The sequence below is a fragment of the Paenibacillus sp. O199 genome (assembly GCF_001636635.1).
GTDB lineage: Bacteria > Bacillota > Bacilli > Paenibacillales > Paenibacillaceae > Paenibacillus > Paenibacillus marchantiae.
In genome coordinates this window covers 48,536-56,955 of sequence record NZ_LGRP01000030.1, presented here as the reverse complement: position 1 = coordinate 56,955, position 8,420 = coordinate 48,536, and the positions used below count along the sequence as shown (strand labels likewise).

Here is an 8,420-nt window from a genome sequence, read left to right as displayed (position 1 = left end):
CAAACCAAGAACAATATCTTGGCACAAGCTTCCCAAGCTATGCTGGCGCAAGCGAACCAACAGCCACAAGGTGTTCTGCAATTGCTTCGTTAATTTTAAAAGCTTGTTTAGAAGAATCAGAGCATCTAGCTCTGGTTCTTTTTTTTGTTTTATTTTCTTATAATAGGTTACGAGCTAGAGTGTTTTTTCCGATAATTATAGTAACGACTCTTCAAAAGAAAGGAAGAAATTTTTACATGACTCAAACTATTCTTTCAGCACAATATATGCAAAAATTTTCTTGTATTGGTTCTGCATGTGAAGATAGCTGCTGTTCCGGCTGGCGCGTAGATATTGATGAAAAGACCTATCAAAAATATCGTAAAGTTAAACACTCGAAATTAACTCCTATGCTCAAAAAATTCGTTTCCAGAAATCGTTCCAATCCGAATAGTCTCAGATACGCTAAACTAAAAATGGATGATCAGAAAAATTGCTCTTTTTTGAATGAAAATAAATTATGTTCGATTCAATTAGAATTAGGAGAATCTTATCTTTCTAAAGTTTGTAGCACATATCCACGAAATATAAATAGAGTGGATGAAGGACTTGAAAAATCAGCTACAGTGTCTTGTCCTGAAATCGCAAGATTAGCCTTACTTAATCCTGATGGAATTGAATTTGATCAAATTATTCAAAGTGGAGAGGCAGAATCTAGCCGTCATAGAGTGCTAAATACCCAAAATGAAAATACGGCTCCTATTGCTGAATATTTCTGGGATTTAAGAATTTTCACCATACAGATTTTGCAGGATCGAAACTATGAGCTTCAGAATCGATTGATTTTCTTGGGGATGTTTTATAAAAAACTTGATGAATATATGAAGGAAAGTCGCTATAAAGAAGTGCCTCATTTGATTTCTAGCTATAAAATTATGTTTAATGATTCAAGTTTGAAAAATTCTTTTGATGCAATCCCCGTGCAACAGGTAGTACAAATGGAGTTGATTAAAAAGATTGCTCAGCAAAGATTTGTTTACGGGATAGGAAGTAAGAGATACCTGGAACTATATGATAAGGTGATAAAAGGATTGGATGCTTCTGGAGATTCACTTTTGGACGAAAAAGCTGCTGCATATGATCGTGCTTTCCACTCTTACTATCGTCCTTTCATGTCAGAACACGAATATATTTTGGAAAATTATCTGGTCAACCATGTTTACCAAAATCTTTTCCCTCTTTCTGGTTTTGATGAGGTCTTCGACAATTACGTCTTGCTTGTAATCCACTATGCGATTATTAAATTGCATCTTATCGGACTTGCTGGTGCGGAAGAAGGTCTTAGTCAAGAGTCGATAATTGCTACAATTCAGGTTTTTTCCAAAGTAGTTGAGCATAATAGTTTGTTTTTAACTGGAATCTTTAATCTCTTAAAAGAGAACGGTTTTACAAGTATGGCTTACATGTCTGTATTGATCAAAAACTAACTTCAAAAAAGCAAATTTTCGGAATTCCTAAACCATTCACTTCTCATTGCCGATAATAAGGAGTAATGAGTGAATTTGAATGTCGGAGGGGTTCGGAGATGAATATTCAGTTTTCACTGTCAGCCAAAACTAAGTCTGAGGTTTCACCTGCGATTGCTGGCTTGGGCACTCTTGGAACAATTGTGTCCGCTTCCCATGGAACTAAGGATTTGAACAATCTTGTACAACAAGGACTTGTTACTGCTTCTTTAGGGCAAGAGCAATTGATTAGCCGCATCGAGAAGGCAGTAAAAGCGTTAGAAGGTCCGCAAACTACCCTGGACATTAGCATTCACGAAAAAACAAATCAAATCATAGTGAAAGTGCTTAACAAAGAGACTGGTGAGTTACTTCGTGAGGTTCCGCCTGAAAAGACATTGGATCTAGTAGCTAACATGATGGAGCTCGCTGGAATTATTGTTGACGAGAGAGTATAAGAGGGAGGGAAATTAATGGTTACAAGAGTTAATGGCTTTTCGGGTATGGATATAGATAGTTTGGTCAAAAGCATGATGGCATCCAAGCGAATTCCTTTGGATAAAATGAATCAAAATAAACAGGCTCTGCAATGGCAACGAGAGACTTACAGAGAAGTAAACAGCCAACTGTTTGATTTCGGGAAAAACAAGTTGACAGCTCAAACTAGTGGTTATCGTAATTCAGCTGCTCTCAACACGCAAATTGCAACTATGAAAGATAGCAGTGGCAAAATGGTTGATTCGGCAAGTTCTGCCGTTAAGGCTGAAGCACTGGCTTCGGCTAATGGTGTTCAGATGGCTGTAACAGTTACGAAGTTGGCTACAGCAGCCAAAATCGAAACACCTCCAAAGTCTGGAATTAAAAATATGGATACTTTAGCAACTCTAAAAGGCTCTACTGATCTTACTGAGCAGTTCAAGGTTACAATCAACGGAAAGACCCTTGATTTTAAGGCTACTGATCAACTTTCTTCTGTTCTTTCCAAAATTAATGCTGACCCGGATATGAAGGTTAAAGCTGCTTTTGATGATTTATCAGGGAAGCTCATACTTACGTCTAAAATAGAAGGCTCAGCTAGCACAATTGAGATTCCTGGGGCTTTAAAACCTGAAGTTAGCGGAGACTTTGCAGTAAACAATAGTTTTTTAACACTGTTCGATACACAGCAAAATTGGACTGACAAGGCAGTTGCAGCAAAGGGGGAGCAAGCCGAGTATTCAATTAATGGTGGGGAAGTATTGAAAAGCGATTCAAATTCTGTCACGCACAATGGAGTTAAATTGACGTTCCAGGGTTTAACTGCTGATAAAGGTCCTATTACTGTAACAACCCAAACGGACCCTACTAAAGCGCTTGAAACAGTCAAAACCTTCATTGATGATTACAATAAATTGATCAATAATTTAAATACGATGATCAGGGAAGAAAAATTCAAGGACTTTCCTCCTCTTACAGAAGAGCAACGTTCTACTATGAGTGAAACCGATATTACAGCTTGGGAGAAAAAAGCTAAAAGTGGTTTACTTAAGAATGATCCATTCTTAAAAACAATTCTTAGTGAGATGCGATCTGCCCTGCAGGTTCCTGGCTTAAGCTCAATGGGAATATCGACTAAATATTATTATGAGAATGGTAAACTCCACCTAGACGAACAGAAATTCAAAGAAGCTATTGAATCGAATCCGCAGCAATTAACTGAGTTATTCCTAGGGACAGGAGAAAACGTATCTCAATCCATATTCGGTAAATTAGCATCTGCTGCAGATAAGGCAATGGATAGTATTTCTAAGAGAGCGGGTACATCAAAGTTTGATGGAAGCACCACGGTTGCTTTTAAACCTGAAAGCATCATGGGTAAACAAATGGAAGACTATAATAGTCGTATTAAAAGAATGACAACTCAAATGAGTGCTGTTGAAGATCGCTATTACAAACAATTTGCAGCTATGGAAGCAGCAATGACCAAATATCAGTCGCAACTCTCACAGTTGACAGGATCAGTCGGTTAATTCAATTCACAATAATAATTATGTAAAGGGTGAATGAGAAGATGATGACTTCCCCACATGAGAAATATCGCCAAAATGCAGTTCAAACTTCTCCTGCACAACTTCTAATCATGACTTACGATGGAGCAATTCGTTTTGTGAAAACAGCGATTCATGGAGTCGAAAATGGAGATATTGAGAAAGCAAATCTCTTTTTCGGAAAGGCTCAGACGATCGTATCTGAACTTATGGCTACTTTAGACCGCTCTTATGAAATATCGAAAAGTTTATTTTCCTTATATGAATATATGAATCATCTTCTAATTCAAGCCAACATCAAAAAATCCAAAGAACTGGCCGAAGAAGCTCTCGGCTACCTGTGTGATCTAAAAGAAACCTGGATCGAAGCCAGCAAACTTGATTCTGCGACTCCGGCGCCTTCCGTAGGGAGTGCGGTTAATGTCTGATTCGATCAGACTTCTCGAAGAGCTGTCGGAAGATATCCAGAGCAGGCTGGGTGCGCTGACTTATGAAGAGCTCTCCGAACTGATGGATCGAAGACAGATCATCGTAGATCAGATCGAACAGAAAGCATCGGAAAGTCCACTAACAGAATCAGAAAAACAGTGCATAAGAGCGGTTATTGGCCGTGATATGACAATTCAAGTTCGCATTAATTTCTTACGCAACGAAGCGGCTCATTGGCTGAAGCAGCGCAATCAGGCTAAAGCACAACGAAGGACCTATGAAACAGCTTATACGCCAGATGCTTATCTGATGGATAGTCGGAAATAGAATGTAACAACAAGGCATCCGGTGCTTTGGAGACAAAGGAGATATGCAGCTTCTGTTTCCACTTGCCGGATGCCTTATTTATTTTGCTGGATATCGGAAGAACTTGATTTAAACTCTTAGATACCTTAGCTCGGATCATGTGTTAAGGTATTCTTGTTATATGGCTCTGCGGTATTCATTCGGAATTATGTAGATGTAAAAGTTTTGTTTTCCTACTGTATTAGTGATTTGCTTTTATGTGATATTTTGTATTGCCCTAATATATCCCTTATCAGATATATCTCAGCTTCATACTCATCGAGATGATGGAAGGAAAGTGTGTTAGACAGTACTTGTAGATCATAACATATCCACCTTCTGCTTCGTTCATATACTCATGCTGCGGCTTCCTGCCATAACTTTGCCGTATCAGGATACAGATATTGTTGCCCGGGAAACAGATTGAACACCATGACTCTTGAACAGTTATCCAGTTCATTCAGATAAGAATCAAAACCGATCGCGTTCTGAGTACAAGACACTGTTATTATAGGTCCTGAACTGTATCCTGGTATCAGACAGCATACGCACACCATTGGCAGGGAAGGAGTTATCAATCGTTTTACCTTTAGTATCTACGAATGTTAGCGGTTGTAATACGCTTGAGCGTACAATGAATGATTTAGCTAATTTGAAGTTAGAGGAACTCTAAACAGTAGTTAGCAGTAGATCTGGATTATCCTTTGATTTGGATCGCCACTACCATTCGTCTAGTGACTTGCTTGAATTGTTGGAAGTGGTTATTTATAGATATGGGCCATACACCGCAAGTTTAGTGAGGAATAAGTTTTTTTATGGAACCTACTATTAAAATGATCGGCAACTAGTAAGTACTCAAAGTAAGAGTGATTTGCAAAAATTAGTTTGCTTGAAAGAGATGAAATTATGAATAGGAGTGAAATATTATGAATGCTCCAAAGGCACTTGTACCAACATATATGCTGGACTTTAAATGTATCGGTTCTGAATGTGAAGATAGCTGCTGTATAGGATGGAAGGTGCGAATTGACAAGAAAACCTATAATAATCTAACAAGTATTCCGCAGAAAGCGTTAAGAGAAAAACTTAAAAATGGTATGGAAAGATTAGAACCCTCTAATAGAACTAATGAACATTTTGCACAAATGGAGATGGATAGGAGAACAGGATGTTGTTCTATGTTAGATGAACAGAAGCTTTGTACAATACAGAGATCTCTTGGAGAGAGGTATTTGGCACCAATATGCGCTACTTATCCACGTAATATATTTTGGGTAAATAACGAACAGGAGATTTCTGCGGTGATGTCCTGTCCAGAAGTGGCCAGATTAGCATTATTAAACCCTGAAAAAATGGAGTTTACGTATACAGAGCCTATGGTGCAAGCTAATGCACAAATAAAGGAAAGGGTTACTACTCAATACAATTCTTCTTTTATGAATTTCTTCTGGGAAATAAGAATTTTTGCTATTGAAATTATCCAAAATAGACAATTCAGTTTTTCACATAGATTGATCTTATTAGGATTGTTTTGTGAACAATTACAACAATTAATAAATCAAAACTTAGAAGATGAAACTAATGTTAAAGGACTTATAGAAAAGTTTAAAGTAATAATGGATGATGATGAAGTATTACAAGATTACGATACTTTCCCCGCCGATCATGAATTTCAATTTATAACGTTGAATAATATCATTTCTAAAAATCTCGGCAATATTGGATCGGACAGTAGGTTTGCGTCGTGTGTACAAGATTATTTAGAGGGCCTTAATGAGCAAAAAGAGTTGGGTAAACTTGTTGATCTAGTGAGTTTCTACCAAAACGGATACCTTGATTACTATAAACCCTTTATGGATGACCATGAATTTATTTTTGAAAACTATGCAGTGAATTATATTTACTCTCACTTATTCCCTAAGAGTGAAAAAAGAAATGTGTATAGAATATACACTATATTAGTAAGTCATTATACGCTTTTGAAACTCCTTCTTATTGGGATTTCTATAAAAAATAAAGGATTGACAAAAGACGAAGTTGTAAAAGTTGTCCAATCATTCACTAAAACAGCGGAACATACAAATGTGTATGTGAAAAATATAATTGAATTTCTGGAAAATGAAAAATATGAAGCAATGGGATATCTATGTTTGCTCATTAAGAATTGATATATTCAATGAAGTGTATTCAACAAAAATCTACAAAAAATTCCAAGAAAACATTTACTTTACCAATTGACAATGGATAACTTTGGATGGTATTATCTGAGTTGTGGGCAAGGGTCTTTGACACAACCTCACTTCATTTGATGACGAAGGGAATGTTAGTGCATGCAAGGTAAAGTAAAATGGTTCAACGCAGAAAAAGGTTACGGTTTCATTGAAACTGAAGACGGCGGCGACGTATTCGTACATTTCTCCGCAATTCAATCCGAAGGATTCAAAACTTTGGAAGAAGGTCAATCCGTAGAATTCGACATCGTCGAAGGCGCGCGTGGACCGCAAGCAGCTAACGTAATCAAATTATAATCATCCGGACAATCCGACCTACATATATGGTTAGATGGTTACCAATTGAATTATCGCTAGCATCAGACTCCGGTTTTTCCGGGGTCTTTTTTTGTTTTAATAGATTCGAAATTTGAGAATCAGCCATAGAACATTATTCATATAAATTTGATAGATTCAAGACATAGTTTGTATTCATTTTACATAATAGATTGAAGGAGCTCAGAAACGGTTAATTACATCATCAAGCGCCTAATAAGACCATCCATGTTAATTAACGATTATGCCTCAAAATGGTGAAATATCGCGAAATATGGCGGTAAGCCTATGTTGGCTGATGTGGCTTGAACAGATGTCATTATTCGGTCACCGGGAGTTTTTACATGGCGCTTACATTCGTGTTATAATGAAGTGGCAAAGGAAAAGGAGGAGTGCCCTATGAATTTAAGTATTCGAGGTCAACAAATCGAGGTTACCGATGCTTTGAAGGATTATGTCGACAAAAAGTTGAGTAGACTCGAGAAGTATTTCGATGCACCCCTTAACTCTGACGGTGCTGTTACCCTGAGCACGACGAGAGGCTTGCATACAGTAGAGGTGACGATCCCTTTGAAAGGCATTGTGCTCCGCGCCGAGGATGAGAGCGACGATATGTACGCTTCCATTGATTCCGTGGTGGACAAGCTGGAACGTCAGATCCGTAAACACAAAACGAAAATTAACCGTAAGTTCCGCCAGGAAGGCAGCCTGAAAACGCTCTTCGTCGAAGATCCGACAGGTACAGTGGCTACCGCTGAACTGGATTCGGAAACCGAAGATGATGACTTGGAAGTGGTGCGGACGAAACGGTTTATGTTGAAACCAATGGACGTGGAAGAGGCTATCCTCCAAATGAACATGGTCGGCCACAATTTCTTCGTATTCTCCAACATTGAGAACGAAGAAGTCAGTGTTGTGTACAAACGGAACGATGGTAAATACGGTTTGATTGAACAAGGTTGAACCAATGAATTGAAATGAAAAATGATTCCTTAATGATAACGAATGAAGACAGGGATACTTTCGATTCCTGTATTGGATTAAACTAACAAGAGCCTCCATCCATTATGGGATGGGGCTCTTTTGTGCGTAGATGGACTGGAAAAAAGTCGCTGAAGCAAGATTGTGAAACTATTTCCCATGTTACTGCGTCTAATAGATAGTAGGAATGAGACCAATCCGTGCAAAGTGAAAGCAAAATTTTTAGTGCTTGCGGAGAAGTCGTTAAAGATGTATTCTTTTTCTCTATATTGAGATTTTCATCCAAATTTACCATCAAAATTCGTTAACATGCCTTATCTAACTGGAAAATGAAACGATAGAATCAAGGGCTTCCGCTAACGACTATGATTTTTTGCACTTAAACTCCGTCGGAAAGGCTTCAGAAGTTCAAAGAAGTGTGCCGTGGCGTGTTGCGGCGACCCTTACAAACTGTTACAATTTATGCAAGAGAATCATTGTCCTGATGAGGAATTGTCAACGAATGATCGCTAATCATAATCAATGACAGGCACAGCACCATGAACATGATTCATAAGGCTCGGTATTCGGCTTATTTCTAATAACCGGATCCGGTTGAATACCGAATC

The 8,420-nt window shown here is 38.1% G+C and carries 8 protein-coding genes and 1 pseudogene; all 9 read left to right on the top strand.

Translation table 11 applies throughout. The features are described from left to right. Positions 1–93: pseudogene (locus tag A6049_RS34245) on the top strand (flagellin); the annotation flags it as partial. 143 nt (positions 94–236) lie between these two features. Beyond that, positions 237–1,466 (top strand): flagellin lysine-N-methylase, encoded by a 1,230-nt coding sequence (gene fliB / locus A6049_RS26790; protein ID WP_063567535.1) that lies wholly within the window; start codon positions 237–239, stop codon positions 1,464–1,466. Between the two features lie 98 nt (positions 1,467–1,564). Then, entirely contained in the window at positions 1,565–1,942 is a 378-nt protein-coding gene (locus tag A6049_RS26785; protein ID WP_063567531.1) for a flagellar protein FlaG, read from the top strand. Between the two features lie 15 nt (positions 1,943–1,957). Further along, the gene (fliD, locus tag A6049_RS26780) at positions 1,958–3,493 is read left to right on the top strand and encodes a flagellar filament capping protein FliD (RefSeq protein WP_063567530.1); all 1,536 of its coding nucleotides are present in this window, start codon (positions 1,958–1,960) and stop codon (positions 3,491–3,493) included. Positions 3,494–3,534: 41 nt separating this feature from the next. Continuing rightward, positions 3,535–3,939, top strand: a complete 405-nt coding sequence (gene fliS, locus A6049_RS26775; RefSeq protein ID WP_063567529.1) for a flagellar export chaperone FliS — start codon at positions 3,535–3,537, stop codon at positions 3,937–3,939. After that, complete coding sequence (gene fliT / locus A6049_RS26770; RefSeq protein ID WP_063567528.1) at positions 3,932–4,267, top strand: flagellar protein FliT; 336 nt, start codon at positions 3,932–3,934, stop codon at positions 4,265–4,267. The genes fliS and fliT overlap by 8 nt, the downstream gene beginning before the upstream one ends. 944 nt (positions 4,268–5,211) lie before the next feature. Continuing rightward, positions 5,212–6,453 (top strand): flagellin lysine-N-methylase, encoded by a 1,242-nt coding sequence (gene fliB, locus A6049_RS26765; RefSeq protein ID WP_063567527.1) that lies wholly within the window; start codon positions 5,212–5,214, stop codon positions 6,451–6,453. Between the two features lie 162 nt (positions 6,454–6,615). Then, positions 6,616–6,813 (top strand): cold shock domain-containing protein, encoded by a 198-nt coding sequence (locus A6049_RS26760; RefSeq protein ID WP_024631599.1) that lies wholly within the window; start codon positions 6,616–6,618, stop codon positions 6,811–6,813. 417 nt (positions 6,814–7,230) lie between these two features. Beyond that, positions 7,231–7,794 carry a ribosome hibernation-promoting factor, HPF/YfiA family gene (hpf, locus tag A6049_RS26755; protein WP_063567526.1) on the top strand — a complete coding sequence of 188 codons (564 nt, stop codon included), beginning with the start codon at positions 7,231–7,233 and terminating at the stop codon, positions 7,792–7,794. Positions 7,795–8,420 lie beyond the last annotated feature (626 nt).

What these genes read in the sequence shown, in the direction of transcription:
- fliB (WP_063567535.1), top strand. Translation starts at nt 237, where the DNA reads ATGACTCAAACTATTCTTTCAGCACAATATATGCAAAAATTTTCTTGT.
- A6049_RS26785 (WP_063567531.1), top strand. Translation starts at nt 1,565, where the DNA reads ATGAATATTCAGTTTTCACTGTCAGCCAAAACTAAGTCTGAGGTTTCA.
- fliD (WP_063567530.1), top strand. Translation starts at nt 1,958, where the DNA reads ATGGTTACAAGAGTTAATGGCTTTTCGGGTATGGATATAGATAGTTTG.
- fliS (WP_063567529.1), top strand. Translation starts at nt 3,535, where the DNA reads ATGATGACTTCCCCACATGAGAAATATCGCCAAAATGCAGTTCAAACT.
- fliT (WP_063567528.1), top strand. Translation starts at nt 3,932, where the DNA reads ATGTCTGATTCGATCAGACTTCTCGAAGAGCTGTCGGAAGATATCCAG.
- fliB (WP_063567527.1), top strand. Translation starts at nt 5,212, where the DNA reads ATGAATGCTCCAAAGGCACTTGTACCAACATATATGCTGGACTTTAAA.
- A6049_RS26760 (WP_024631599.1), top strand. Translation starts at nt 6,616, where the DNA reads ATGCAAGGTAAAGTAAAATGGTTCAACGCAGAAAAAGGTTACGGTTTC.
- hpf (WP_063567526.1), top strand. Translation starts at nt 7,231, where the DNA reads ATGAATTTAAGTATTCGAGGTCAACAAATCGAGGTTACCGATGCTTTG.